Source organism: Alteraurantiacibacter lauratis (assembly GCF_037154155.1).
In the GTDB taxonomy this organism is placed as follows: Bacteria; Pseudomonadota; Alphaproteobacteria; order Sphingomonadales; family Sphingomonadaceae; genus Alteraurantiacibacter; species Alteraurantiacibacter lauratis.
This window is the reverse complement of sequence record NZ_JBANRN010000015.1, coordinates 22,501-46,832: the sequence shown is the minus strand read 5'-3', so window position 1 is coordinate 46,832 and position 24,332 is coordinate 22,501. Positions and strand designations below refer to the sequence as shown.

Sequence of the window (24,332 nt, the reverse complement as noted above, 5' to 3'; positions counted from 1 at the left end):
GCTTGGCGGATCGGGCGGGCTGGGCATCTCCTCTCCCAACGCGCAGCCTGCCAGCGGTTCGTTTCCAAAGGCTCCGCCCTCATTGCAGGGCGGAGCCTTCTTTTTGTGGCGCGCAACTGCCGGCACGCAGCCGCGCCCGGCGGCCAAGCAGAGCGGAAAAACGCCGCCAGGACAGGGGCTTACAGGTCGAGCACGTAGCCTTTGCCATGCACGGTGCGCAGCAGGTGCCCCGCACCCGCTTCACGAAGGCCAAAGCGCAGCCGCTTGATCCACACATCGACCGTGCGCAGGTAATCGGGATCGCCCGCCTTGCCCAGCGCATGGACAAGCTCGGCGCGGGTCAGGATGCGGTTGGCGTTTTCCGCCATGTAGCGCAGCACGCGAAACTCGTTGGGCCGCAGCGGGATCAGCGCACCCTTCCAGCGCGCCTGTTCGCCCGCGACATTGATTTGCAGATCGCCGGCTTCGACCATCTGGCGCGCCAGCGGGCGCACCGCGTTGGCATGCAGCGCCAGCACCCGGTCGAGCATGGCCTGCCGGTCGAGCGGGCCGATCGCGTAATCATCCGCGCCTGCCTTCAGCGCACGGCGCCGGTCGTCGGCATCGTCGGCTTCGAGCACCATGGTGATATGCGCCTGCGCCAGCCGCGGATCGGCACGCAGGCGGCGGCACATTTCCAGGCCCGACAGATCCTTCATCACCCAGTCGACAAAAGCCCATGCCTGCCCTTCCACCAGCTTTTCCGGCCCGTCGGGCGTCAGCAGGCCGAAGACGAAATCGGTTTCGCCGTTGGAAAACCTGTCAAACCGCGCGGCCTGCGTATCGGTGGTGAGGATACTGACGCGGTTCATCAACTAAGCCCCTGCAATACAAGCGCGCGCGTGCGCCCCGGCGTGCAGGTGACACGGGGATGTGACTGGCATATGACGGATGTGCGGCCAAGCGCCCGCCTGCTCCGACGGACATGGCCCGGTCCGGTATCCACGGTTGAGGGGACGTGGCGCCGGGTGGCGGAGACGGAGGGATTCGAACCCTCGATACCCCGATAGGAGTATGGTTCCTTAGCAGGGAACTGGTTTCAGCCACTCACCCACGTCTCCGCATCAGCGGCGCGGGCGGGCTATAACGAGGCGATCGGGCCGGGGCAAGTGGGCGAGGGCGCGGTCCATGCATTTGTGCCTGCCGGTGTTTTTGCGGATGCGCCGCCGATCCCGGCTTGGCCGCGAAGCGCCAAATTGATTCGATTCGCCGCAAAACGGATTCGTTTCGCCGCGCGTTCATTGCCGCTTCAGCCGCAAAGGATTCTTTTGTGGTGTGAAGCAGTCCGCTTGGACTGGGGGAAAGGAACGGAACATGGTGAAGCCGATGGCCCGGTCGGGCCGCGCAGCAGGCGAATGGGCGGCGCGTGCGGCAATCATTCTCGCTGCCGCGATGGCCACGCTGATATGGAGCGGTGCGGCAACCGCGCAGGGGATGGAACGCGTCGATCCCAATGCCGCGATCGATGCCGATCTGGCGCGTCCCGGCACGACCACAGCGCCCACCGTGGCCCCGCCGACGGACCGTTATGCCGATGCGGTGCTCGACCTGCCGCCGGAAACCTATCCCGAACCCGCACCCCAGGCGGCTGCCGCTCCGGTCACACGCGCCGCAGCGCCAACGCCGGCATCTCCATCCACCACCTATGCTGAAGACGACCTGATCGGCGCGGCCGAGGGGCTGTTCGGGCGTGGGGCAGAAGGTCTGGCGCGGTTGATTCAGGATATCCTGTCGCGCCAGGGCGAACCCAACGCTTATATCGTCGGGCGCGAAGGCGGCGGCGCGTTCATCTTTGGCGTGCGTTACGGTTCGGGCACGCTGTTCCACCGGATCGAGGGCAATATGCCCGTCTACTGGACTGGCCCTTCGGTTGGCCTCGATGCCGGGGCCAATGCCGGCAACACCTTCGTGCTGGTCTATAATCTCGACAATACCGACGACCTGTATGAGCGTTTCCCGGCGGGCGAGGGGCAGGCCTATCTGGTGGGTGGTTTTACCGCCAGCTATCTGCGCAAGGGCAATACCGTGCTGATCCCGATCCGCGTGGGCGCGGGTCTCAGGCTGGGGGTCAATGCGGGCTATATGCGCTTCTCGCGCAAGCAGCGATGGGTGCCGTTCTGATCGAATTCCTGCGCCAAAGGGCATATTCGCGCTTGCGATAGAGCGGCGCTGGCGGCATGGAGCCGCCGCTATGCTCGACACACTGACCCAACAACCGCCCGATGCGCTGCTGGCGCTGATCAAGCTTTATGATGCGGACCCGCGTCCGGCCAAGATCGACCTTGGCGTGGGCGTCTACCGCACGGCCGACGGGGCAACGCCCGTCTTTGCCTGCATCAAGGCGGCCGAGGCAAAGCTGGTGGCCGAGCAGGATACCAAGGCCTATCTGGGGCCCGAAGGCGACATGGGCTTTGTCCATGCGCTGATGCCGCATATCTTCGGAGGTGATGATCCTTCGCAGGGCGGACGGATCGACGGGATGCAGACCCCCGGCGGCACGGGCGCTGTGCGTCTGGCTGTGGCTCTGGCCAAGAAGGCCGGGGTTCGCCGCGTGCTGATGGGCACGCCCAGCTGGCCCAACCATGCGCAGATCATGGCCGACACCGGTGTGGAGCTGGTCGCGTTCAACCATGCCGCCGCCGATGGCAGTGCCGATCTGGATGCGCTGGCCGCCGCTTTGAAGAGCGCGCAGCGGGGCGATGCGGTGCTGCTGCATGGCTGCTGCCACAACCCCACCGGCATTGATTACACGCCCGCGCAATGGGACACGATTGTCGATCTGCTGGCCGAAACCGGCGTGCTGCCGATCATCGACCTTGCCTATCAGGGGCTGGGCGCCGGCATGGACGAGGACGCCTATGGCACCCGCGCCGTGGTCGCTCGCCTCCCGCAGGCCTTGATCGCTTATAGCTGTGACAAGAATTTCGGCCTCTACCGCGACCGCGTGGGCGCGTTCTACGTCTTCACCCGCGATCCCGCGCAGACGCAGGCCGCGCTGTCGAACGGGCACGCGCTGGCCCGCGCCAACTGGTCGATGCCGCCCGATCACGGCGCGGCGGCGGTTCGCATGGTGCTGGAAGATGCCGCGCTGACCGCAAGCTGGCTGGAAGAACTCGCCTCGATGCGGGCGCGTATCCGGCAGGTGCGCGATACACTGGCCGCATCGGGCACGGCGGGCCATGTCAATCTGGTGCCGCTGGGCCAGCAGCAGGGCATGTTCGCCATGCTGCCGCTGAACAAGGATCAGATCGCCGCGATCCGCGCCGATCACGCCGTGTATATGGCGGGTTCGGGCCGCATCAACATTGCCGGCCTGACGACCGACAATATCGGCACGTTTGTGGGTGCGCTGGCTGCGGTCAGCGGCTGAGGTTTTCGGGTTTTTCGTGTGAGGGGCTGCTGTTTGGGCGGTTTCTCACACGAAGACACGAAGATGTCCTGCCCGCCGCAGGCGTTGTGAATCACCGCGACGGTCTCGCAAGGTGCAACGCCTGACGGCAAAAGCGCCTGCGCCGCCGACACGACATCTTCGTGTCTTCGTGTGAAATAGCGAAACGAAAACCTAGCCTCTCAGGCCCATCATCCGTTGCAGATACCGCGCGACCACGTCGATCTCCAGATTGACCTCGTCGCCTGAATTCAGCGCGCCCAAAGTGGTCACTTCGACCGTGTGCGGAATAAGGTTGAGGTGGAAGTGCACGCTGCCATCGGCCTGATCGTCGAGCGCGTTGACCGTCAGCGAGACGCCATCCACCGTGATGGATCCCTTGGCCGCGATATAGGGCGCCAGTGCGGGCGGCGCGGCAATCGTCGCATGGATGGAATCGCCTTCACCCTGCCAGCCGACCACGCGGCCCACCGCATCGACATGGCCGGTCACAATATGGCCGCCCATCTCGTCGCCCAGCTTGAGCGAGGGTTCAAGGTTCAGCCGCCGCCCTTCGGCCCACATGGACCGCGCAGTGCGGCGGACGGTTTCAGCCGAAACATCGACCGCGAACCACGCATCGCCCGGCTCGCCGCCCTTTTGCACCACGGTCAGGCATACGCCCGAACAGGCGATCGAGGCACCGATGGTAATGCGCGCCGGATCGAACGGGCAGGCAATTTCCAGCCGCAGATCGCCGCGCTGTTCGACTTTGCGAATCGTGCCGATGGCAGTGACGATGCCGGTAAACATGGGGCCTAGGTCTCCTGATGGGGCCGGAAGATGCGCAAGCTATCGCGGCCCAGAGCGCGCCGGTCAACGCAGGTGAAGCCGGGTGGCGGTGCGCCGGCTGCCGCTGCGCCCAGTGCGCCATAGGCCGGGATGCCCTGGCCCAGGGTCAAAGGCGCGCAATAGAGGTGCAACTCGTCCACCAGTCCGGCTGACAGGAATGCGGCCGCGGTCTGGGCGCCGCCCTCGACATAGAGATATTGCCGCGGCAAGAGGCTGGCGATGGCTTGCGGGCTGGCGAGCCTGTCCCAGCCTGATGGGGCCTCCCCCCGCGTCAGCACGAACCGGCGGGGGGAAAGCGCCTCAAGCCCCGGCAGGCGCACATCGAGGCGCGGAGCGTCGCGGCGCATCGTGCCTGCGCCAACCAGTATCGCCTCGGCCATGGCGCGCTGGCGGTGGACATGGACGCGGGCGATGGGTCCGGTAATGGCGACCGGTTCGCCGGATAGAGGGCCGATGAAGCCATCCGCGCTCACCGCCAGTTTCAGCGTGACATGCGGGCGGCGCTTTACCTCTCGCGTCAGGAAGCCCGCCAGGCTGTCGCGGCAGGCAGCATGATCGGCCAGCGTCACGGCTATGCCTGCACTGCGCAGGCGTTCGGCTCCCTTGCCATTGGTGCGCGGATCGGGATCGGTGCAGCCGATGACCACCCGCGCAAGGCCCGCCTCGGCCACTAGATCGGCGCAAGCCGGGCCGCGCGGCGATGCGTGGGCGCAGGGCTCCAGCGTGACATAGAGTGTCGCGCCGCGCGCCGCATCCCCCGCCTGTTGCAGGGCCATCGCTTCGGCATGGGGCCGTCCGCCCGGCGCGGTCCAGCCACGGCCCAGCACCACGCCATCCTTCACCGCCAGCGCGGCGACCGCGGGGTTGGGTGCGCTGATCGGGCGGGCGCGGGTGGCAAGGCTGGCGGCGGCATCCAGCCAGCGCGAATCCCCTGCATCAACAGGCTGTTCAACCCGCCGCACGGGCGCAATATTCCTCGACCGACAGGCGCGCCAGCGGATCGACATTTTCGGGCAGCGGCACGGAATTGGCTGCCTGTTCGGCGGCGCGCGCGGCTTCCGCCTCGGCCTCGATCGCGTCCACGTCGATAAATGTGGCGCGGCCTAGCGCCTTGTAGATGTCGCGGCGGATTTCGGCGCGCTGCGCCAGCAAGCTTTCCAACTCGTCACGCAATTGCTGGTTGCGGCAATTGGAGGCGATGATCTCCGCCTCGGTACGGCCCTCTGCCCAGGTGGAGATATAGATGACTTCGGGCATCTCCGGTTCGACCATCTGGCTTTTGGGAATGAACAGCATGAACAGCGCGAAGGTCATCGCGATTGCCACGCCCAAAAGGCCCCAGCGGTGCTCGGTCGGTTGCCGCCACACGGTGACAAGATCGGCCACCGCCCGGCGCGGGGAAATGCGGCGCAGGAATTGCTTCATGGGTGGCAGATAGGCGCTTGCGGGCCTTTGCGCCAGTAGGGCTTTCGTGCGCGCGGTCAGCTTTTGCGTTCAGCCGAAGGGGGCGTAGAGCCCGCGCCCCTCGCGCTTGAGCCACCTGTCAGCCTCCTCCAGATCGCCGTCGAACAGGCTGTCGAGCATGGCGTAGAAGGCCGGGGAATGGTCGAAATGCGCCAGATGCGCCACTTCATGCGCGACCACCGAACGGCGCACGCTATCGGGCGCCATGATCAGCCGCCAGTTGATGCGGATACAGCGCTTGCCAACTCGCCCTCGTCCGCTGCTGCACGATCCCCAGCGCCTTTGCGCGCGGCTGAGGCGCAGTTCGGGCAGGGGCTGACCCGCTCGCATGCAGTAATGTGCCAGATCGGTTGCCAGATGCGCCAGCGCCTCACCTTCCATCCAGCGGCGGATGCGCTGCGCCAGATTGTCGGGTGGTCCGCCAACAAGCAGCGTGCCCCCGTCCACGACCGGGCGGCGCGGCGCGGATTTCTGCCAGGCGATCTCCACGCATCGCCCGCGAAAGGGCAAGCGCGCGCCGGGCGCGATGTCCAGCGCAGGCGGAACGCGGGCAAGTTGTGCCTCCACCCACTCCGCACGGGATCGGGCAAAAGCCAGCGCATCGGCGGTGCGGCCCCAGCGCGGCATGGTCATCCGCAATTCGCTGCCATCGGGAGCAAGCCGCATCGTCAACCGCGTGGCGCGCGGATGCCGGCGGATCGTGATAGGCAAGGGGCCGCGCGCCAGATCCAGCACGGGATCGCCAGCCGCTTGCCCGCGCTCGCCGCGCAGCCAGCCGATCATTGGGGCCACTCGGTCAGGTGATGCTCGATCGGTCCGGCCCGGTCCTCGCTGATCACGCGGCCTGCCACGCTCACCCCGGCGGCGATCATCGCGTCAGGCCCCCCGGTCAGCAGCGGGTGCCAGCCGGGCAGCGGATCGCCATCGGCGCGGCGGCGATAGGCGCAGGTCGAAGGCAGCCACGGCACCTTTTTCACCAGCTGCAAAGTCAGGCGCAGGCAATCGGGCACGAAAGCGCGGCGATGGCGGTAATTGGAACAGCGCGCGGTTTGGGTGTCGAGCAGGCGGCAGGCGACATTGGTTTCGGCCACTTCGCCGGTGTCCTCGTCCTCCAGCTTGTGCAGGCAGCAGCGCCCGCAGCCATCGCACAGCGCTTCCCATTCCTCGCGGGCAAGCGTGTCGAGCGGGAGTTCCCAGAAACGCTCCCTCATGCTCTTGCTACCGCACCCATTTTTCCAACTCGGCGGCCACGCCTTCGGCGCTTTCGTCGACCGGCAGCAGAGCGATGGGATTGCCTTGCCGGTCCATCAGATAGGCGGCGTTGGAATGCTGCATCAGATAGCCGACATTGGCATCATCCGGCCCGCGCGAATAGAAGACCGAAAAGTTCTTCGCCGCCTCGTCAATGGCTTCGGGCGTGCCGGTCAGTCCGATCAGCTTCGTGCCGAAATTGGCGGTGTATTCGGCGATCTTTTCGGGCGTGTCACGTTCGGGATCGATGGTGATGAAGATCGGCTGCACTTCCTCTGCCAGTTCGGGATTGGCCTCGGCCCAGCGGTTATAGCCCTGCATCATGCGGGTAAGGTCGAACGGGCAGACATCGGGGCACCAGGTGTAGCCGAAATAGACCATGCGCCACTTTCCGTCGAAATCGCTCCACCGCACGGTTTCGCCCGCGCCATTGACCAGCGTGAACGGCCCGCCGATTGCCGCGCCCTCCAGCGGCGGCGGCTCTGCCGGGGCGGATGGGCCGCAGGCGGACAGCAGGGCAAGGGCGGGCAGGACAGCAAGAAGCGCCGGGATACGGACAAAAGCGAGCTTTGGCATGACAGGGCGGTTCATGCTCTGCTAACGCTGCGGCGGCAAGGGAGAATCCGCGATGGCGGTAATCCGTCTTTTGCCGTTTTTGCATTGCAGGGAGTTGGGGACAGGCCATGGGCAGTCTTCGTGTTTCGGGAAAACTGGTGGGATTGATCGCGGCCGCCGGCTTCGCGCTGGGCATGGCTGGCGCCGCACCCGCATCGGCGCAACTGCGTTCCGAGGGGTATCAGTTCCTGCAGGCGGTGGAAGAGGCGCTGAACGGCGGCGACGCGTCCAAGGTCACCGAATTGCTCAGCGTGCCCGGCTCCACCGTGGTCAATGCCCGCGACATATCCAATGGCCGCACTGCGATGCATCTGGCCGTGGGGCGGCGCAACGGCGTGTGGGTGGATTACCTCTACCAGCAGGGCGCGAATGTGAATCTGGCCGACAATGCTGGCGTCACTCCGCTGATCCAGGCGGTGCAGGCCGGCTGGGTCGAAGGCGTGCAGAAGCTGATTGCCCACGGCGCACGGGTGGAAGTGGCGAACAATACCGGCGAAACCCCGCTGATGTTTGCCGTGCATGCGCGCAACACCGAACTGATGCGCGTGTTGCTGCAAGCCGGCGCCAGCCCCGACCGCACCGACCATTCGGGCCGGTCGGCGCGCGATTATGCGCGGCTGCGCGGCGAACGCGACATAACCAACGAGGTGATCGCCCGCTACGAACGCTCCGCCACCGAGGGCGGCAGCTATGGGCCGAGTTTCTGAGGCGGTGGCCATGGCACGGCACGACGAACAGCAGGACGACTCGCTCGACGCGCTGCGTATCCGGCTCGCCCCGGCGCTGGCCCGCGCGGCGGTGTTCGACGGCTGGAGCGATGCGGCAGTGGCGGCAGCAGCGGCCGACGAAGGCGTCGATCCTGCGCTCGCCCGGCTTGCCTTTCCCGGTGGGGCAATGGACATGATTGCCGCGCTGGTCGAGCGGGTGGATGCCGACATGGAGGCCCGCTTTGCCGACGGATCGCTGGACAATATGAAAATCCGCGAACGCATCCGCGCGCTCGTCTGGTTCCGGCTGGACGCGCTGCGCGGGGTGGAAGAGGCTGCGGCGCGCGCGCTGGCGATTCAGGCGATGCCGCAGAATCTGGCGCGTAGCATGGCGCTGGGCTGGGCCAGCGCGGACAAGATGTGGCGGCTGGCGGGCGATACCGCCACCGATTACAATCACTATACGAAGCGCGCGATCCTGGCGGGCATCTATGCCGCCTGCCTGGCGGTCTATGTGCAGGACGACAGCATGGCCAAGGCTGACAGCGCCGCCTTTCTCGATCGGCGGATCGACGGGGTGATGCGCTTTGAAAAAGCCAAGGCGCGGCTGCTGGGCGGCGCAGGCACGCCAACGCGCGAACATTTCGATCTGGCGCGTTTTTTTGGGCGGCTGCGGTACCCGCAAGCGTAAAGGGCAGGTAGGTCGGGCATAATTGCCCCGCAGCCCTTGGCGCTGCCCCTTGCGATTGGCTAGGCCATGGGCCGGCAATTTGAGAGGACACGATTCGATGGCGGGCAGCGTCAACAAGGTAATCCTGATCGGGAATCTGGGTCAGGACCCGGAAATCAAGAGTTTCCAGAACGGCGGACGCATCGCCAATCTGCGCATCGCCACCTCCGAAACATGGAAAGACCGCGCCACCGGAGAGCGCAAGGAGCGCACCGAATGGCATACTGTCGTGCTCCAGTCCGATGGTCTGGTGGGCGTGGCTGAACGCTATCTGCGCAAGGGTTCCAAGGTCTATATCGAAGGGCAGCTGCGCACCCGCAAATGGCAGGATCAAAACGGCAATGACCGCTACACCACCGAAGTGTCGGTGGGCATGAACGGCAATCTCACCATGCTCGACGGTGCGCCCGGCGGCGGCCAGCGCGGCGGCGGAATGGGTGGGGAATCGGATTACGGATCGGGCGGGAATGAGCGCGGCGGATCGTCGGGCGGATGGAACCAGGGTGGCGGCTCTGCCGGCGGTCCGGTTGGCGGCGGATCGAGCTTTGCCGACGATCTGGACGACGATATCCCCTTCTGATCTGGCGCCAGTCGCGCTGGCAAAGTTGACGAAACTGACATCGTGACGATGCCTTGAGTCGGCAATTCATCCATTTCTATCAAGGACATGGGCTTGTGCTTGCGAAGTTGACACTTCGCAGAACGATTTGCGCCATGGGCGGATGAACAGATGCGAAAGAGCCGGGGGGAACCTCGGCTCTTTTCGGCAGTGTAGGAAAGCGCCCTAGTCCTTCTTTACCAGCGCTGCCAATGCGGCGGCGAGCGGCCCCTTTGGCCCTTCGTCATTGAGGCCGAATTTCTCGCGGACCGCATCGGCTTCTGGCCCGGTGGCATAGGGATCGATTGCCAGCGCCAGACTTTCGGCAATCGCTTCGCCCAGATCGAAGGCGGTGCCAGTATAGGGGATTTCGTCCAGCTCCTCGCTTTCCAGCTCGATCTCCTCGTCCGGATTGCCGGGGCCGTGATCGGGCACGAAGCGGAAGGCGATATTTTCGCGGATGCGCACCGGCAGGTCCTCGCCCGAAACCGCGCAAGCCTGCACGATGTCGGCTTCCAGCGTGCCCGCGGCGTTTACCGCCTCGCCCTCGGCAATCAGGCGCACGGTGGCTTCCAGCCGGTTGACCGCCACGATGCCGAACCGCGCGGCCAGCGCAGCGCGCTGCGCTGCGTCGGCGCGCAGCACCAGCGGTGCGGCGGTGAGGTGCCGCCGGTCCACCATATGCGGGAATTCGGGTGCGGGGATGGGGGCTGCGGTCACTGCGGTTCTCCGAAATTACCAGCCAGCACCTCGGCATCGCTGCGCGCGGCAAGCTCGGCAGACAGGTCCAGCAGCCGCACCGCCAGCGCCGGCGGATCGGGGCTGTCGTTCCAGTGGATATTGCGTTCAAGCACTTCGGCCAAGGCGGCGGCATCGCGCCGCGCCATCACCTTGCGCAGCGCCGCCATGCGCCCGCCCAGCGCGCCCATCAAGCGGCCGATATGCTTGCCCACCACCACATCGCCAATGCCGTTTTCGCGCAATTGGCCGTCCATGTCCTCCACGAACAATTCGGTCAGCCGCGCGGTTTGCAGGCCCAGATCGGAGCCGGGATCGGAGCTGGCCTCCATTCGCAGCATCGTGAGCGAGAGGATATGCACGATCATGTCGAACCGCCCGTCGATCGTATCGGCCACGCCGCAGCGCGCGTAATGATCAGGCTGGCGGCTGATCGCCACCACGCGGTGCCACAGCGGTCGCACCGCCTCGACCGGATCGGGCGCGGTTCCCAGCAGGCGAGCAAAGAAGGACATCGGCGTTTGGCCTTTCGCGGGTGTTAAGCAGGCGTTCAAAGCCCTGTGGGCAAGCGCATTGCACGATTTGGCGCCAGCCCGTAAGGCTGGCTTCCGAACATATCGGCGAACATATAGGGCATGCCGCCTTTCCCGCAATGCGGCCCTTGGGCGCGGCGGGTTGGCGACATGGCCCAGCGAAGGACGAAGGCTTCTTTATGCATCTGCCCAGCAGGCAATTGATCGTGCGGACTGCGGTGGCCGGGGTCGCGGCGCTGACGCTGGCGGGCTGCGCCTCGATCCAGAATCAGCGCGGCTATCTTGTCGATGAAGTGCTGGTGGCATCGGTGCAGCCGGGCCTCGACAACCGCGAATCGGTGCAAGGCACGCTGGGCCGCCCCACGATGCAGAGCCAGTTTGGCGATCCGGTGTGGTATTACATCTCCAGCCGCACCGAACAGGCGCCCTTTACCCGGCCCCGAATTGCGGGGCACACGGTGCTTGCCATCCGCTATGACGAGCGGGGCAATGTCCTGTCGGTCGAACGCAGCGGGATGGAGCGCGTGGTGCGCCTCGACCCGGATGGCCGCGAGACGCCCACTTTGGGCCGCAACCGCACCTTCCTGCAGGATCTGTTCGGCAATATCGGGCAGGTCGGCGCGGCAGGCATGGGTGGCAGTGGCGCGCCGCCGCGTTAAGTGACCCCTGCCAGGCGGCACTCTTGATCCCTGGCGCTGATCGCATCTTGCTGTCAGCGGGCAGCCTGCCCATATCGTCGCGCATGACAGAACCAGGCAGCGCTTCCGCCCACGGCCTCGTGCAGTGGCATTCCACCACCATCATCGGCGTGCGCCGCGGCGGGCAGACCGTGATCGCGGGCGATGGGCAGGTGTCGATGGGCAACACCGTGATGAAGCCCAATGCCCGCAAGGTGCGCCGTCTGGGCGCCGATGGCCGCGTGGTGGCAGGCTTTGCCGGGGCCACGGCGGACGCCTTCACCCTGTTCGAACGGCTGGAGAAAAAGCTGGAGGCGCATGGCGGCCAATTGCTGCGCGCCGCGGTGGAACTGGCGAAGGACTGGCGGACCGACAAATATCTGCGCAATCTGGAAGCGCTGATGATCGTGGCCGATGCCGATGCCATGCTGGTGCTGACGGGCAATGGCGATGTGCTCGAACCCGAAGCGCAAGGGGATGCCGTGATTGCCGCGATCGGTTCGGGCGGGAATTACGCGCTGGCCGCGGCACGCGCTCTGGTCGATTACGAGGACGATCCCGAAAAAATCGCCCGCCGCGCCATGGCCGTGGCGAGCGATCTGTGCATCTATACCAATGACCGGCTGACGGTGGAGCGGGTCTAGCTCTCCACCGCCAGCCGATGCGGCTTAATCTTCCCGGTCGCGTTCAGTGATGTTGAACGCCTTGTCGAGATCGATGTCATATACGCCGCCTTCGCACTTAGCGTTGTCGACATCATAACCGTTATCATCGCGCTCGATGCTGTCGGGGTTGGTGCATCCCGCAGCCGCGATGGCAGCCATAACGCGCGCGCGTTCCTCAGCGGTGATCGGCTGGTCGTCCCAGTCATTGGCCAGCGCCGGGGTGATCGCGGCGGCGGGCAGGGCAATGGCGGCGGCAATTGTGAGTATACGCATGACAGTTATCTCCTGAATGCTTTGCACCATCTACGCGCTGCGGGACGGGGCGTTCCGGGCGGCCTTGTCATTCTGCCGCCTCGCTGACACTGTTAAGGCCAGAATGTGCAGCCAGGGCGACAGATCGCACGGCAAAGCGGGGGCAAAAGGGGGGCATGGATCAGCATCAGGGCCGTGTCCTTTCGGTGCAATTGCTGCGCTTTCTGGCGGCGGCCATCGTGGCGGCGGGGCACCTGGCCTTCGCCTTTTCCGACCATGTCGGCGGCGGGCTGGGGCTGGATCGCGGCGTGGCGCGCGCCAGCAACCACGCCTCGCAAAGCGCGGTGCCGCTGTTCTTTCTCGTTTCGGGCTACATCATGGTCGTTGCCTCGCGCCCGCTGTTCGGGGTGAAAGGTGGAATGCGCGCCTTCTGGCTGCGCCGCGCGGTGCGCATCCTGCCGCCTTACTGGATCGCCACGGGCCTGCTGGTCGCGGTATTCGCGTGGCTGGGGCGCGAGGTCGATGGCGTGCACCTGCTGCGTTCGCTGGCGCTGGTGCCCGATTACGGGGCGGACGGGGCAAGGCCGCTGCCGATACTGTGGCCGGGATGGACGCTGTTTTATGAGATGCTTTTCTATCTGCTCTTCGGGCTGGGCATTTCGGCGGGGCGCTGGCCTGCGGTGGGAACAGCGGCGGGCGGGATCGCGGCGCTGGTGCTGCTGGGCCTGTTGATTGAATCTCCCGGCGCAGTGCTGTTTGCCGCCACGCGCCCGGTCAGCCTGCTGTTCCCCATCGGCATGGCGCTGGCCTTGTGGCGCGAGGGGGGAGGACAGCTGCCCGCAGCCCTGCGCGTGGCGCTGGCGTTGGCGGTGATCCCGGCAATGGCGCTGCTGCCGCGATCAAGCGGCGATGCGCTGGATTTTGCCTATCTGCTGTGGGCGGGAATCCCTGCGCTGCTGCTGTTTGCCGCTGTGGTGGGCGGGCCGCTGCGCGTGCCGCAACCCCGCCTTGCCGATATGCTGGGGGGCATGAGCTATGCGCTCTATCTGCTGCATCTGCCGGTCGCGTGGATCTGGGCGGCGTTCTATCCCGGCTTTCTGTTCGCGCTGGGGCCGTGGTTCCATTTCGCCAGCCTGATGGGCGGCGCTTTCGCGCTCAGCCTTGGCTTTTACCTGTGGGTGGAACGCCCGCTGACCGCCGCGCTCAACCGGCGATTGGCGGTGGCCAGTCGCCGGACTTGAACCGCGGCCGAACCGGGGCCATCTGGGGGCGGCATATGGACAATCTTACCCCCAAGGCCATTGTGGCCGCCCTCGACGAACACATCATTGGCCAGGCCGATGCCAAGCGCGCGGTGGCCGTCGCGCTGCGCAACCGCTGGCGGCGCCAGCGCCTCGCCCCTGAATTGCGCGACGAGGTGACGCCCAAGAACATCCTGATGATCGGCCCCACCGGCTGCGGCAAGACCGAGATCAGCCGCCGTCTGGCCAAGCTGGCCGATGCGCCCTTTGTTAAGGTGGAGGCGACCAAGTTCACCGAGGTCGGCTATGTCGGGCGCGATGTCGAACAGATTGCCCGCGACCTGGTGGAAGAAGCGATAAGGCTGGAAAAGGACCGCCGCCGCGAAGCCGTGCGCGAAGCGGCGAGCAAGGCCGCGATGGAACGCCTGCTCAACGCGCTGGTGGGCGAAAGCGCCAGTGCGGCCACGCGCGAAAGCTTCCGCCAGCGCATCGTCGAGAACGCGATGAACGAGACCGAGGTGGAAATCGAAGTCGCCGAGACGGGCGGGATGCAGATGGACATTCCCGGAATGCCCGGCGGCGCAACGATGATCAACATCACCGAAATGATGGGCAAGGCCTTTGGCGGCCCGCCGAAGAAGCGCCGCAAGCTGAAAGTGCCCGAAGCGTGGGACCGGCTGGTCGATGAAGAAGCCGAAAAGCGCATGGATCAGGACGATGTCGCCCGCGTCGCGCTGGCCAATGCGGAAACCAACGGCATCGTGTTTCTGGACGAGGTGGACAAGATTGCCGTGTCCGATGTGCGCGGCGGTTCGGTTTCCCGCGAAGGGGTGCAGCGCGACCTGCTCCCCCTGATCGAAGGCACCACGGTGGCCACCAAATACGGCCCGATGAAGACCGACCATGTGCTGTTCATTGCCAGCGGCGCGTTCCACGTCGCCAAGCCATCCGACATGCTGCCCGAATTGCAGGGCCGCCTGCCGATCCGCGTCGAACTCGCCAGCCTGACCGAGGAGGATTTTGTCGCCATCCTCTCGCAGACGCGCGCCAATCTGGTCAGCCAGTACCAGGCGCTGCTCGCCACCGAAGGCGTGACGGTGACAATGGACGATGAAGCCGTGCGCGAAGTCGCCCGGATTGCCGCGCAGGTGAACCAGAGCGTCGAGAATATCGGCGCGCGCCGGTTGCAGACGGTGATGGAACGCCTGTTCGAGGAACTGTCCTTCACCGCCGAAGACCGCGTGGGCGAGAGCGTGACGATTGACGCGGCCTATGTGCGCGAAAAGCTGGCGGGTCTTGCGGGCAATGCGGACCTGTCGAAATATATCCTGTAGTCTGCGTGCGAAGGGTTGACCTTCGCACGCGTGGGCTTCTAGATATGTTATAACATATCTTAATTGCAGGGGGCTTACTTGTCAGGCGATAGTCACACGCGCCGCGCCAATCTGATCGAAGGCGCAGCGGCATCCGCTTCCCTGCTGTGCCTTCTGCATTGTCTGGCGCTGCCGGTTCTGTTCCTGGCATCGCCCGGCCTGATCCGGTTTATCCCGGATTCGCCGCTGCTGCATCTGCTGGCGCTCGCCTTTGTACTGCCCTTTGCGCTCGGCGCGTTCTGGCTTGGCTTTCGCCAGCACAGGCAGGCGGGGCCGGGGCTGGCAGGGCTCGGCGCAATTGCCTTGCTCGCCATCAGCCTGTGGAACGGCTGGTCACCGGTGCTTGAACATGCGCTGAGCATTGTCGGCAGCGCGCTGCTGATTGCGGCGCATGTCCGCAACTGGCGGCTGCGGCGGTGTCCGCTCTAACCGCACCACCCGCACCAGAACCACGCGGGCGGGCGGAAGGCGGTGATGACGCGCCCGGCGGCAATCACGAACAGCCAGCTGGCAAGGCTTACTCCGGCAAACCAGCGTGCGCCACGCGGAATGGGATCATGCGGGCCAAGCCGCGCCAGCCGCCGCGCGGTGGTGGCATAGAACAGCGCCATATTGACCCCCGCCAACGCCATCACCGCCATCTTGAGCTGAAAGGCCGGGTTGTAGAGATACTGATCGGGGCTGGAGGCGACAAAGACCACGCCGCTGGCAAGGCACAACGCAAAACCTGCAACGCCAAACGGCACCAGCCGGTGCAGCGCGCCGACGGACAGCCCGCGAAAGGCCCCCAGCATCCGCAAATCGACCACGCCCACCGTGCCGATCAGCAGGCACAGCCCGGTAAAGTGCACCACCTCGGCCAGCGGCCAGCCCCAGCTGGAATAGGCCACATCGAAAATGCCGGTATCGATCGCCCAATTCACGATGGCGACGGGATCGAGCAGCGGATCGGTCGGATAGGTCATTCCGCCACCTCGAACTGCACATCCGATGTCAGCAGCATCTGGTTGGTATAGAGCAGCAGCTTGCCCGCCGCCACGCCGCCCAGCAGCAGCGCCAGCGCCAGAACTGCCTGCAATTTCACCAGCCCCACCGGCTCGACACCCTTGGAAAAGCTGACCCGCGCCATATGCGCCACCAGCCAAAGCCCGCCGATCAGACACACGAATTTGAGCGCAAAGACCCAATTGGTCAGCGCTTTCGCCGGGTATCCCGCCAGCAGCGCCAGGCCTGATACGGCGGCCAGAACGGCGCCCATCTTCATGACCGGAAACAGGCTGCGCCATTTGACCAGCTGCGTTCCGCGTGCCACGCCCAGAACGCGCAGGCAGACCGCAATCCCGCCGCCCACCAGCAGCGCCATGCCCCAGGCATGGACAATCAGCGCCACGAAATAGGCGTAGAAATCTGCGCGCATGAAAATGCTTGGCGCGGTCTGTTCCAGCCAGGCGAGTGTGGACATCATGGCGCGCTTCTGCGCCTGATGGGGCCCCAAGTCATCAGGGATTTTGGGTCATCAGGGAATGGGGGCCAGCCCTTCCGGGCAGCAGATCAAGGCGCTTCGGGATACCAGAACTGCGCGTGGCACACCGCGCATTCGGCATCCAGATTGGCGACAATCTCGCCCGCCACGGCGGCGTCGCGCGCGCGGGCGGCGGTTTCGAGATTGCGCGCCACCAGCGCAAATTCGGCCGCCCTTACCCGGAAGGTCGCCGGATCGGCATCGATATAGTCCTGCACCTGTGCCATCGTGACCTCGTATTCCTCGGTCGCCATATTGCCGGGTGCGGCGGCGCGGATATCGCCTGCGCGGGCCATGCGTTCGCTGGAGGCGACCAGCGCGGCGGCGGCATCGGCCAGCGTGTTCCACTGCGCCTGCGTCATCTTGCTGGCATCGAGCATTCCGTAATCGTCCGTGGCGGTGTTGCCCACGTCCCAGATCGCCACCACCGCCGGATTGATTTCGGCCTGCATTTCGTGACGGACATAAAGCGGTTCGGTTCCTTGCGTGGCAGCCGGGGCGGCAAGCGCGGCAAGGCCCACGCTGCAAAGCGCCAGGGTGAGAATTGCTTTGGCGGGACGCATCGTCGTGATCCTCTTTCTATTGTGCGGCTTCGGAAAGGTCCGCATCCTCGCGCAATTGCCGGTTCCACATATCGGCATACAGGCCATCGTGGCGCAGCAATTGCGCATGATTGCCATGTTCCACCACCATGCCATCCTGAATGACATGGATCAAATCGGCATCGGCAATCGTCGAAAGCCGGTGCGCGATCGCCACCGTGGTGCGGCCTTCGGAAACGCGGCGCAAGGTGGCGAGGATTTCCTCCTCGGTCTGCGAATCGAGCGCGCTGGTCGCCTCGTCGAGCAGCAGGATCGGCGGGTTCTTAAGCAGCGTGCGCGCAATTGCCACGCGTTGTTTCTCCCCGCCCGACAGTTTGAGCCCGCGTTCGCCCACTTCGGTTTCCAGCCCTTTGGGGAGCTTTTCGATAAAGGGCCAGATCGCCGCATCGCGCGCCGCCTGCTCTATCGCGGCCTCATCCGCATGCTCGCGGCCATAGGCGATGTTATAGGCGAGCGTGTCGTTGAACAGCACGCTGTCCTGCGGGACGATACCGATCGCGGCGCGCAACGACGCCTGCGTCACCCCGGCAATATCCTGCCCGTCGATCAGGATGCGCCCCGACCACGGATCGTAGAAGCGGAACAGCAAGCGGCCAATCGTGCTTTTCCCCGCGCCCGATGGCCCCACCAGCGCCACATGCGCGCCCGCAGGCACTTCAAACGACAGGCCGTGCAGGATCTTGCGGTCGGGGTCATAGCCGAAATGCACATTGTCGAAGACGAGGGAGGGGCGGCGCACCACCAGCGCGGGCGCGCCGGGCGCATCGGTCACTTCAACCGGCGTGTCGATCAGCTTGAACATTTCCGCCATGTCGACCAGCCCCTGCCGGATCGTGCGATAGACCCAACCCAGCATGTCGAGCGGGCGGAACAGCTGCTGCAAATAGGTGTTCACCAGCACGAGGTCCCCCACCGACAGCCGCCCCTGGCTCCACCCCCACACCGTCCACGCCATCGCGCCCGCCATCATCAGTTGCAGGATCAGCGCCTGCACGATGTTGAGCACGGCCAGGCTGTTGTCGGTCTTGATCGCGGCTTCGGCATAGGCGCTGGTGGCGGATGAAAAGCGCCGCTTTTCGCGCCCTTCCGCGCCGAAATATTTCACCGTCTCGTAATTCAGCAGCGAATCGACCGCGCGCGCCATCGCCTGCCCGTCGAGCCGGTTCATCCTGGCGCGCAATTTGGTGCGCCATTCGGTGATCGCCTGCGTGATCCAGACAAAGGCGATGATGGTGACGCCCGTTGCCGCCACGATTTCCCAGCCGAACAGCGTGTAGAAGATCACCGCGACCACGATCATCTCGATCAGCGTGGGGGCAATGTTGAACAGCAGGAAATAGATCATGTTGCTGATCGATTTCGTGCCGCGTTCGATCACGCGGGTCAGTTCGCCCGTGCGGCGCGACAGGTGAAAGCGCAGCGACAGGCGGTGGAGGCGCTCGAACACGTCTTCGGACAGGTCGCGCACCGCGTCCTGTCCCACGCGGTTGAACACCATATTGCGCGTCTGGTCGAAGAAGGTGGTGGCAAAGCGGCCCGCGGAATAGGCGAGCACCAGCGCCAGCGCGACCCACATCGCCTCTTCGCGCGCGGTCGTCGCCCCGGCGGACATCGCGTCCACCGCGCAGGCATAGGCGAAGGGGACGGACAGCACGATGACCTTGGCGATCAGCACGAAGAGTGCCGCCACCGCGATGCGCCAGCGCAGATCGGGCCGGTCTTTCGGCCAGAGATAGGGCAGGAACCGGCGCACCGTGCCCCAGCCTGCCTGTTCGATCAGAGCGGGATCGTGGCTTTCGCCGGAACTGCTGGTGCGTATCATGCCTCGCCAAGTGGGCCTTCACCCCGCCTGCGGCAAGGACGAATGATTACAGCTGCCCCCAACCGCGCGTTTCCTGCAGGCGCGTATTGGCGGGAAGATCGAACAGCACCCGGCGGCTGGCAAAATCAATTGCCACCCGGCGGAACAGGCGCAGTTCGCTCATCCCCAGGATCATCGCTGGCTCATCTTCCAGACCCATCGCGGCAAAAGTGGGCGACTCGGCAAAGGTGACCGGGAAATTGTTGATGCTCGCCTCGTCCATTACCAGCGAGCGGGCATAGCGGATCGCGCCCAGCGCCTCGACGCCGTTGATATCGGTCATGCGGATCGCGGCGTTGTCGCGCCGGCTGCGCAGGCGGCGTTCGAGTGCCGCATTGCCGATCGAGCCTTGCGCGCCGGTATCGACGATCACCGCAGTGCGCACCCCGTCGATCACCGCGCGCGCGATGATGAGCTGCCCCGCCACCCGCTGCGCGCGCACCACGATGTCAAACCCGCGATTGCTCTGCCGCTCGCCGGGATGCGCCACTTCCATTTGCCGGTTCTCGAAATCGATCAGGACGCGCCGATCCTGCAGCGAATCAAGCCCCAGGATACCGTCGGCCCCGCCGATATTGTCGCCTTCCACCAGCGCGGCCACCCCATCGCGGTAAATGCCGCTGCCAAAGCTGATCTCGTCGATCAGTGCGGTCTCGACCCGCCGCTCGCTCGCCATGCCCACCAGCGTGGCGCTTTCGCGCTCGGTCAATTGCAGCCGGTCGGCCAGCGCATGGCTCAGCACGCTGGCCTGCGCACCGGTGTCGATCATGAAATTGAACGGCCCCTGCCCGTTGATCATCACCGGCACCGTCATCCGGGAATAGAGTTCGTCCTGCAATTGCAGCACTTCGACCGTTTCATCGGCCAGCGCGGCAGCGGCGATGGGGGCGGCCACCTGCGCGTCCGCCGCCGAAGCCGTAGCCAGCGCGGTTGATGCGATAAGGGAAAGCCAGTGCATGGTGTCCTCGTTGTGCCGGGGTAATCAAGGCCCGGTCATCTGTGGCATAGGATATCACAGTGAAGGCCGCGGCCAAACCCGGCCTTGGGCGGTATCGGAGCGGTATTCCGCTCAATGCGAGCGTGGCAACCCCGCTACGGCAAAGGCCGCTTCCAGCGCGGCATCGCGGGGCAAAGTTGCCGGGTCTGCGCCGGTGGCAGCCCAACGGTCTTCCTTCCAGCTGTTGGTAATGCCGCGCATATGGCGGTAGCTGAAGCGGGTGGAGATATGCCGGTTGGCGGCAGCGCCGAACAGGTTGTGCACGCTCCAGCTGTAGGCAAGGCGGTCGGCCCGGCCCGGCACAAGGCAGTATTTGGGCGGGCAAACGGCCTCGTCGGGCAGGTCGCGGAACACAAAATCGGCGTGGCGGCAGGTGGCGCGCTGCGCGGGCGGGGCGGCATGGGTGTTGATCCAGCGGCCGGGAAACTTGATGAAGCCGCGGTGCGACGCCTCGGTTGCGGCGAAGATGGAGGTGCAGCCCTCATCATCGAGCACAAGCTCGTCCACATCGACATTGAGCACGCTCAAGGCGCGGCGCAGGAAGCGGTGGCGCGCGTGCTGGAGCGATCCGGTCTGGCAAAAATCGCTGTCCCAATCGGCCTCCACCCCGTTCACCGCGCCCGCCATCCCGCCTTGCGGGCCGTAACGAAATGGCCAGCTCACCGCCACGGCGGGGAAGGCGCCGCCCGCCGCCTCGTCCAAAGTGGCCTGCAAGTCGGCCATGCCATAGGCGGAGGAGCCGTTATCGTAGAACAGGACGCCGTCCGCCCCGTGGATGCGGGCATAGAATCGCACCCAATCGGCAATCCAGCGCAAGTCGTTGTCCTTTGACAGCGTGGTGATGACGCGCCGCCCGGCAAACAGATGCGCCAAGTCGGGCTGAACGGCGATGGCATAGCGGCCCAGCGGCCCGTCGATCTCTACCGTTTGCGCATCAGATCGCAGCCAGATCTCGCCGCGCTTCTTCTGCCCGAAATGACGGGCGGCAAAGCGGGGGAAGCCGAAAGCGCCCGTGAACGGCGCGCTCGCCTTCAGCGGTTCGAGCAGGTTGAGGAAGGGCGGCCCTTGAAACACGATGTGCGGCCCTGCGCGGTAGACATCGTAGAACAGCGTGTCCCAGTCATACTTGTCCGCGTAATCGGGCAATTGCATATGCGCTGCGCGTGCAGCTTCGCGCAGCAGGCCAGAAGCAGGGTCCAGCGTGACCGAGGAGAGCGCGATTTCCCTCATGCCCGCTCCATCGCCAGCCAGTTGCCCAGTTGCGGCAGAACCGGGCGCACCAATGGCGCGGCCATGCGCCGCATATCATCCAATGCCGGGTGCCGCGTGGCCACGAGCGCGGCCAGCCAGCACAGCCCACCCGCGCAGCTTGCCAGCAGCAGCACGGGTAAGGTGATCGCCTCCGGCCCTAGCCAGAACAGATAGGTCGCGCCCAGCGGGGCGAGCGCGGCGAGGGTGGCGATAAGGCTCTTGCCCAGAATCGCCAGCCACTGGGCATAGGAAAAGCCGACCAGGGCGCGCATGAAAGCGAGATAGATGGCCATGAAGCACACCGCATAGACCAGCCGCGACGCCGCCGCCCCCCATGCGCCCGCCCACAGCGATCCCGCCACCAGCAGCGCGATGGAAAGCGCAGTCTCGACCATGTTGAGCACCAGCAGCCGGTTCATCCGCCCCAGCAGGATCGGCAGCTCGCTCACCAAAGGCAGCGCCATCAGCAGCGCGGCCTGCAATGCAATCAGCGTCAAGAGAGGCGCGGTGTCGATCCACACAGGGCCATACAGCATCATCACCAGCGGCCATGCTGCCAGCGCGAGGCCCGCCATGCCCGGCCAGACAATTGCGGTATAGCCCGCGACCACGCGCAGATAGGCCGGTGCCAGTGGCCCGCCGGAATCGCGTATGCGCGCAAAGGCGGGGTAGAACACGCCGCCAATCGCGCCCGCGATCAGCACGCGGAATTGCTCCGCAAGGCTGGTGGCGCGGCTGAACAGGCCAACCGCAAACAGATCGACCAGCCGCCCCACGATCAGATCGGGCGAACGCGAACCCAGCGCGCCTGTCAGGTAAAGCGCGGATGCCTTGCCGCCGAAGGACAGCACGGGGCGGAGGCCATCGAGCCGCAGCGGAAAGGTCTTGGCCGGTTGCAGCACCTGCGCGATCACCCCGCGCGCAAAGCCCGTGGCCAGCACCGCCCAGGCGAGCGCGAAGGAGGAAAAGCCCATCCATGCAAGGGTAAGCGCCACGGCGGCATGCACGCTCGCCCCGCCCACCGTCACTGCGAAGTGCCCGCCAAACCGCATCCGCCGCGCCATCAGCGCCAGCGGCACCACCGATAAAGGCAGGAACAGATAGGAGCCGGCAATGATCAGCAGCAGCGGGGCCAGCGCTTCCATCCGGTAAAACGCCGCCAACGGATATGCCAGCGCGGCGATGATCGCGGTGACGAGCAGAGAGAAAATGAAGGCGACGCTCGAACAGCGGTTCACTTCCTCCGGCGTCAGGTCGGGCAGGCCGGAGATATAGCGCGAGAGGCCAAAGTCCTGCAGCACCGCGACCAGCATTGCCGCGGCCAGCGCGATCGAGAACAGCCCCACCTCAGCCGGCGCGAGGAAATAGCGGCTGATGATGACCGAGGTGACGAACTGGATTGCAAAGGAACCGTATTGCCCCGCCATCGCCCACACCGCGGCCGCCCGCACGCTCATCGCGGCGGGTTCGCGTGCGGCGGGGTTCGCCGCAGGAAGGGGAGGGGCGGGATTGGTCATGGCTCTTGCGCGGTCAGCTTGTCGCCAGAGCGGCAGCCAAGCGCAGCGCGCGCCCCGGCTCGCCCAGCTTGGCAAGGCGCGCCACGGTGCGCCACAGCCCCGCCTGATTTCCGCCCCCGCGCACATGGTCGAGCATGATCTCGAACCCGTTATCGCGAAGGGCCACAGGGGAATGCATTATGCCATGCGCCACGGCGGCACGCACGCGGGCGGCAACGCCGGGCTCTCCAAAGAAGGCGTCGAGCTCTTCAATCGGGGGCAGCACATCCAGATCGGCGGTGGGATCGGGCTTGCCCGCGTCGCGCACGCGCCAGGCTTCATAGGCGATCGCCGCGCCCACCTGCTGTTCGGTCGCGTGGCGCTTGGACACCTGCCCCGCATAATGGCGATAGCGGATCAGCCGTTCGGGCAGGTTTGCCATCCTGGTGACCGAGGCGAGCCGCAGCCACAGGTCGAGATCCTCGCAATGGCGAAAGGCGGCATGGTATCCGCCCTGCGCCCGCACAATGTCGCGCCGGTACATCACCGCCGGATGGCAGAGCAGCGGGCCGCCGTGGCGGATATTGTGCAGGAACTCGGCATGTGTCACCGGATGATCGTGGCCCATGGTGACATAGGGGCCGCCATCCTCGGCCATGTCGCGGCTCCAACTGCCTACCACGCCGTGATCGGGATGCGCGGCAAGAAAGGCCATCTGCTTGGCAAAGCGTTCGGGCATGGCGATGTCATCGGCATCCATGCGGGCGATGATTGGCGCGCGGGCTTGGTCCAGCAGCTGGTTGAGGCTGGCGACCAGTCCGCGATTCTCCCGGATGATCGGGCGGATGCGCGAATCGCGTTTGGCATAATCGGCAATGATCTGCGGCGTGGCGTCGGTGGAGCCGTCATCCAGAATGAGGAATTCGAAATCGGCAAAGCTCTGCGCAAGGATGCTGTCGACCGCCTCGGCCAGGAAGCGCTCGCCATTATAGACGCTCATCGCCACGCTCAGCGCGGGGAGAGATTCGCGGTTCGGGGTTTGGGCCACCATGATCTGCCAGACTGCTCCTTCTAAAGGGAGCGCGATACCGCAGGGCCGTAAAGATCGGGTCAATGGCAGGGGCAGTGAACCTGAATCGCTCGAAAAACGGGAATCGCAGCGATCCGAGAATCAGGTTCGCCGATTCCCACGAATCAGATTCGCACTGTCCGACGCTTCGAAAATTGCGCCGCATTTTCGCCTTGGCCAAGGCGTAAATCAGGTGTCCGGAAGGGGGTGGACGAAGGGGTAAAGCCGTGGTTCAGGCAACCCTTGCCATATAGGTTGCTTGCCGGGATGATCTGAAAAGTAGGCCAATAAAGCATTGTTTTCAGGTCATTTTTCGAGAGAATGTAAGAAAATTGCAAAAAGGCGTTGACCCGACTCAACCCCATCCATATATGGCCTCTCACCGGACGGGACGACGGCTTCACCGCCTCCCACCGCCCGGTCGCCAACATA

At 65.4% G+C, this 24,332-nt stretch carries 28 protein-coding genes and 1 tRNA gene; 10 read left to right on the top strand and 19 right to left on the bottom strand.

Going from position 1 to position 24,332, the window contains the following annotated elements:
* Window positions 1-179: 179 nt before the first annotated feature.
* Both WFP39_RS13250 and WFP39_RS13245 read right to left on the bottom strand, forming a co-directional pair.
* Entirely contained in the window at window positions 180-851 is a 672-nt protein-coding gene (locus tag WFP39_RS13250; protein ID WP_336920239.1) for a response regulator transcription factor, read from the bottom strand.
* A gap of 157 nt (window positions 852-1,008) precedes the next feature.
* A tRNA-Ser gene (locus WFP39_RS13245) sits at window positions 1,009-1,100 on the bottom strand.
* Between the two features lie 253 nt (window positions 1,101-1,353).
* Here WFP39_RS13245 and WFP39_RS13240 point away from each other — a divergent pair.
* Window positions 1,354-2,160, top strand: a complete 807-nt coding sequence (locus tag WFP39_RS13240) for a DUF1134 domain-containing protein (RefSeq protein ID WP_377923456.1) — start codon at window positions 1,354-1,356, stop codon at window positions 2,158-2,160.
* A 70-nt stretch (window positions 2,161-2,230) separates the two neighbouring features.
* Window positions 2,231-3,409, top strand: coding sequence for an amino acid aminotransferase (locus WFP39_RS13235; protein ID WP_336920238.1), 1,179 nt, complete (start codon window positions 2,231-2,233; stop codon window positions 3,407-3,409).
* A gap of 192 nt (window positions 3,410-3,601) precedes the next feature.
* Here WFP39_RS13235 and WFP39_RS13230 read toward each other — a convergent pair whose 3' ends face one another.
* The 6 genes from WFP39_RS13230 to WFP39_RS13205 all read right to left on the bottom strand — a co-directional run bounded on the left by WFP39_RS13230 (window position 3,602) and on the right by WFP39_RS13205 (window position 7,564).
* The gene (locus WFP39_RS13230; protein ID WP_336920236.1) at window positions 3,602-4,219 is read right to left on the bottom strand and encodes a riboflavin synthase; all 618 of its coding nucleotides are present in this window, start codon (window positions 4,217-4,219) and stop codon (window positions 3,602-3,604) included.
* Between the two features lie 5 nt (window positions 4,220-4,224).
* Complete coding sequence (gene ribD, locus WFP39_RS13225) at window positions 4,225-5,220, bottom strand: bifunctional diaminohydroxyphosphoribosylaminopyrimidine deaminase/5-amino-6-(5-phosphoribosylamino)uracil reductase RibD (protein WP_336920235.1); 996 nt, start codon at window positions 5,218-5,220, stop codon at window positions 4,225-4,227.
* Complete coding sequence (locus tag WFP39_RS13220) at window positions 5,207-5,683, bottom strand: hypothetical protein (protein WP_336920233.1); 477 nt, start codon at window positions 5,681-5,683, stop codon at window positions 5,207-5,209. The genes ribD and WFP39_RS13220 overlap by 14 nt, the downstream gene beginning before the upstream one ends.
* Window positions 5,684-5,752: 69 nt before the next feature.
* A complete protein-coding gene (locus WFP39_RS13215) occupies window positions 5,753-6,505 on the bottom strand; it encodes a M48 family metallopeptidase (protein ID WP_336920231.1) in 753 nt (250 codons plus the stop codon).
* Window positions 6,502-6,933, bottom strand: a complete 432-nt coding sequence (locus WFP39_RS13210; protein WP_336920230.1) for a YcgN family cysteine cluster protein — start codon at window positions 6,931-6,933, stop codon at window positions 6,502-6,504. The genes WFP39_RS13215 and WFP39_RS13210 overlap by 4 nt, the downstream gene beginning before the upstream one ends.
* 7 nt (window positions 6,934-6,940) lie before the next feature.
* Window positions 6,941-7,564 carry an SCO family protein gene (locus WFP39_RS13205; protein WP_336920229.1) on the bottom strand — a complete coding sequence of 208 codons (624 nt, stop codon included), beginning with the start codon at window positions 7,562-7,564 and terminating at the stop codon, window positions 6,941-6,943.
* A gap of 92 nt (window positions 7,565-7,656) precedes the next feature.
* Here WFP39_RS13205 and WFP39_RS13200 point away from each other — a divergent pair, with 92 nt between their 5' ends.
* The 3 genes from WFP39_RS13200 to ssb all read left to right on the top strand — a co-directional run bounded on the left by WFP39_RS13200 (window position 7,657) and on the right by ssb (window position 9,605).
* On the top strand, window positions 7,657-8,295 hold the full coding sequence (locus WFP39_RS13200) for an ankyrin repeat domain-containing protein (protein ID WP_336920228.1): 639 nt from the start codon (window positions 7,657-7,659) through the stop codon (window positions 8,293-8,295).
* Window positions 8,279-8,986 carry a COQ9 family protein gene (locus tag WFP39_RS13195; protein ID WP_336920226.1) on the top strand — a complete coding sequence of 236 codons (708 nt, stop codon included), beginning with the start codon at window positions 8,279-8,281 and terminating at the stop codon, window positions 8,984-8,986. The genes WFP39_RS13200 and WFP39_RS13195 overlap by 17 nt, the downstream gene beginning before the upstream one ends.
* 97 nt (window positions 8,987-9,083) lie before the next feature.
* A complete protein-coding gene (gene ssb, locus WFP39_RS13190) occupies window positions 9,084-9,605 on the top strand; it encodes a single-stranded DNA-binding protein (RefSeq protein ID WP_336920301.1) in 522 nt (173 codons plus the stop codon).
* Window positions 9,606-9,809: 204 nt separating this feature from the next.
* Here ssb and WFP39_RS13185 read toward each other — a convergent pair whose 3' ends face one another.
* Both WFP39_RS13185 and WFP39_RS13180 read right to left on the bottom strand, forming a co-directional pair.
* Window positions 9,810-10,343, bottom strand: coding sequence for a YceD family protein (locus WFP39_RS13185; RefSeq protein ID WP_336920224.1), 534 nt, complete (start codon window positions 10,341-10,343; stop codon window positions 9,810-9,812).
* Window positions 10,340-10,876, bottom strand: a complete 537-nt coding sequence (locus tag WFP39_RS13180) for a ubiquinol-cytochrome C chaperone family protein (protein WP_336920223.1) — start codon at window positions 10,874-10,876, stop codon at window positions 10,340-10,342. The genes WFP39_RS13185 and WFP39_RS13180 overlap by 4 nt, the downstream gene beginning before the upstream one ends.
* Window positions 10,877-11,073: 197 nt before the next feature.
* Between WFP39_RS13180 and WFP39_RS13175 the strand changes: the two genes are divergently transcribed.
* Both WFP39_RS13175 and hslV read left to right on the top strand, forming a co-directional pair.
* The gene (locus WFP39_RS13175) at window positions 11,074-11,553 is read left to right on the top strand and encodes an outer membrane protein assembly factor BamE (RefSeq protein WP_336920222.1); all 480 of its coding nucleotides are present in this window, start codon (window positions 11,074-11,076) and stop codon (window positions 11,551-11,553) included.
* Between the two features lie 83 nt (window positions 11,554-11,636).
* Entirely contained in the window at window positions 11,637-12,215 is a 579-nt protein-coding gene (hslV, locus tag WFP39_RS13170) for an ATP-dependent protease subunit HslV (RefSeq protein WP_336920221.1), read from the top strand.
* A gap of 24 nt (window positions 12,216-12,239) precedes the next feature.
* Here the strand turns inward: hslV and WFP39_RS13165 are convergent, their stop codons facing one another.
* Entirely contained in the window at window positions 12,240-12,509 is a 270-nt protein-coding gene (locus tag WFP39_RS13165) for a PepSY domain-containing protein (protein WP_336920220.1), read from the bottom strand.
* Between the two features lie 155 nt (window positions 12,510-12,664).
* On the opposite strand from WFP39_RS13165, the gene WFP39_RS13160 reads away from it, so the two are divergent.
* From WFP39_RS13160 to WFP39_RS13150, 3 genes are all read left to right on the top strand, one after another.
* Complete coding sequence (locus tag WFP39_RS13160; RefSeq protein WP_336920218.1) at window positions 12,665-13,729, top strand: acyltransferase family protein; 1,065 nt, start codon at window positions 12,665-12,667, stop codon at window positions 13,727-13,729.
* Between the two features lie 35 nt (window positions 13,730-13,764).
* Window positions 13,765-15,063 (top strand): ATP-dependent protease ATPase subunit HslU, encoded by a 1,299-nt coding sequence (hslU, locus tag WFP39_RS13155; RefSeq protein WP_336920216.1) that lies wholly within the window; start codon window positions 13,765-13,767, stop codon window positions 15,061-15,063.
* A 78-nt stretch (window positions 15,064-15,141) separates the two neighbouring features.
* Window positions 15,142-15,531 carry a MerC domain-containing protein gene (locus tag WFP39_RS13150; RefSeq protein ID WP_336920214.1) on the top strand — a complete coding sequence of 130 codons (390 nt, stop codon included), beginning with the start codon at window positions 15,142-15,144 and terminating at the stop codon, window positions 15,529-15,531.
* On the opposite strand, the gene WFP39_RS13145 is transcribed toward WFP39_RS13150, so the two are convergent.
* From WFP39_RS13145 to WFP39_RS13110, 8 genes are all read right to left on the bottom strand, one after another.
* On the bottom strand, window positions 15,528-16,067 hold the full coding sequence (locus tag WFP39_RS13145; RefSeq protein WP_336920213.1) for a hypothetical protein: 540 nt from the start codon (window positions 16,065-16,067) through the stop codon (window positions 15,528-15,530). The genes WFP39_RS13150 and WFP39_RS13145 overlap by 4 nt on opposite strands.
* Entirely contained in the window at window positions 16,064-16,567 is a 504-nt protein-coding gene (locus WFP39_RS13140) for a hypothetical protein (protein ID WP_336920211.1), read from the bottom strand. The genes WFP39_RS13145 and WFP39_RS13140 overlap by 4 nt, the downstream gene beginning before the upstream one ends.
* Window positions 16,568-16,653: 86 nt before the next feature.
* Complete coding sequence (locus tag WFP39_RS13135; protein ID WP_336920209.1) at window positions 16,654-17,187, bottom strand: hypothetical protein; 534 nt, start codon at window positions 17,185-17,187, stop codon at window positions 16,654-16,656.
* 16 nt (window positions 17,188-17,203) lie between these two features.
* Complete coding sequence (locus WFP39_RS13130; protein WP_336920208.1) at window positions 17,204-19,048, bottom strand: ABCB family ABC transporter ATP-binding protein/permease; 1,845 nt, start codon at window positions 19,046-19,048, stop codon at window positions 17,204-17,206.
* Between the two features lie 46 nt (window positions 19,049-19,094).
* A complete protein-coding gene (locus tag WFP39_RS13125) occupies window positions 19,095-20,045 on the bottom strand; it encodes a retroviral-like aspartic protease family protein (RefSeq protein ID WP_336920207.1) in 951 nt (316 codons plus the stop codon).
* Between the two features lie 111 nt (window positions 20,046-20,156).
* On the bottom strand, window positions 20,157-21,314 hold the full coding sequence (locus WFP39_RS13120) for a hypothetical protein (RefSeq protein WP_336920206.1): 1,158 nt from the start codon (window positions 21,312-21,314) through the stop codon (window positions 20,157-20,159).
* Complete coding sequence (locus WFP39_RS13115; protein ID WP_336920205.1) at window positions 21,311-22,852, bottom strand: oligosaccharide flippase family protein; 1,542 nt, start codon at window positions 22,850-22,852, stop codon at window positions 21,311-21,313. Before WFP39_RS13115 ends, WFP39_RS13120 begins: the two co-directional genes overlap by 4 nt.
* A gap of 13 nt (window positions 22,853-22,865) precedes the next feature.
* Complete coding sequence (locus tag WFP39_RS13110) at window positions 22,866-23,882, bottom strand: glycosyltransferase (protein ID WP_336920204.1); 1,017 nt, start codon at window positions 23,880-23,882, stop codon at window positions 22,866-22,868.
* Window positions 23,883-24,332: the final 450 nt, after the last annotated feature.